This is a genomic window from Fulvivirga lutimaris, assembly GCF_009711525.1.
Taxonomy (GTDB): Bacteria; Bacteroidota; Bacteroidia; order Cytophagales; family Cyclobacteriaceae; genus Fulvivirga; species Fulvivirga lutimaris.
Genome location: NZ_SMLV01000169.1, coordinates 1 through 1,569 on the forward strand (window position 1 = coordinate 1; position 1,569 = coordinate 1,569).

At 40.7% G+C, this 1,569-nt stretch carries 1 protein-coding gene; it reads right to left on the reverse strand.

The window, feature by feature from the left end; translation table 11 throughout:
- Positions 1-550: 550 nt before the first annotated feature.
- Positions 551-1,321, reverse strand: coding sequence for a hypothetical protein (locus tag E1140_RS01300; protein ID WP_155178234.1), 771 nt, complete (start codon positions 1,319-1,321; stop codon positions 551-553).
- Positions 1,322-1,569: the final 248 nt, after the last annotated feature.

Here is a 1,569-nt window from a genome sequence, read left to right on the forward strand (position 1 = left end):
TTCTGTTTAAGAGGGCTGCAAGGCAAAATAGCGGGGTGTGCGTAGGCCAGCGGGTGGAAGTGATTATTTTGGCTAGACCTTTTGTCCCGAAAGCCTTCGGGATTGGGGCAATGCATAACACTTTCAGGAGATTCTCACGTCTGCTGACGTGCCTTTCAGTCTGTCAGCATCCTCAGAATGACGTTGCGATTTATAAAGACTCAAATTCCTAATCGCTGTGCATCGCATATTTTCACAATTCCGGCCTATGGTATAGGATAGTTAAAAATAGAGCATTAGGTTTTTGGCTTGTCATACTGAGCGTATTGAAATATGGTCGGGCTGGTTATTATTCTGGGCGTTGTATAACTCAACTGGATTTATCATGAATAAAAAGATTTAGAAAAGCTGAGCCGCAAATTCCTTAACATAAATGCTGACGTTATTGAACTGCTACGCAGTATCGAATAACTGCATTTATGCTAAATACTCGCTGCGCTCGTATTACGGAATTTGCTATTTATGTTATATAATTTATATTATGTTAAATAGAAATTATTAGAACATCACCCTACCGGACGATACTCAGTTTTCCTTTTACGCTCCCTACATACACAGGCATCTGCATAGAACCCCCATCCTCGTTGTACTTCAGAAACTCTTCACCCCTAATTTTTATCTCCCAAATTCTGCCATCGCTATAACTCACCACAGAAATTTGATCGTCAGCCACAGCATCGTGCTTCTGACTAAAAAATGTCTGCTGCAATTGCTGTGTTAATCCTTCACGCATTTGCTCTTCTGTATATGGATTGGTGGCGGCATAGTCTCTGATCTTTACAGCCATTTCTCCTACAAAGCCTTTGGCATCACCAGCCACCAGGTAACCATACAGTTTCTTGCCAAACGCTTTTACATCAGCTTCCTTCAGCTGGTCACCCGTCAGTAGCAAATCTGAGAAATCGAACCGCTCATTATCAAAGGTCATTTCCTTACTGCTCATATCTGTAACTTCCATGCTTAGCTTAGCGTCTATTCCGCCTGTATCTACCATCTCGCCTTGCGAAAATGGCGCTACATCAGCCTCCAGTATTCCGGGCTTGCTTTTATCATACGCTTCGGCCTCTATCTTCAATGTATTGTTCTTACCTACCAAAAACAGCTGTACCGGCAGTGATACAATCGCGTCATATTCATCTTCAGAAGCATACACCGGAAATCCGTTCAGGTAGCAGGTAAATTTGATATTCTCGCTGTTCACGCTCAAATGGTAGAAATCAGGCTGTGCCATGGTTTTGGTGGTTAAAATGAGTAAGAAACTAAGGATGCCTATCCGTATCATAGTTGGTTGGTTTACAGACCTTTATAAGCCCTTATAGTAGTGTTTGGGATTCGGGTTTTAATCAAGATAGTCATTTATCCCAATAAGACCAATTATCTTGCCTTAAACCATTTAAATGCAGTTTTATACCATGTTATAACACTGATCAGGTCAAAATACTTTAACTTAAAACACTTAACTGTTTTAACTACACTTAATAACTATGAAAACAAACTATGAATCCTCGCGGAGGAGTTTTATCAAGAAAT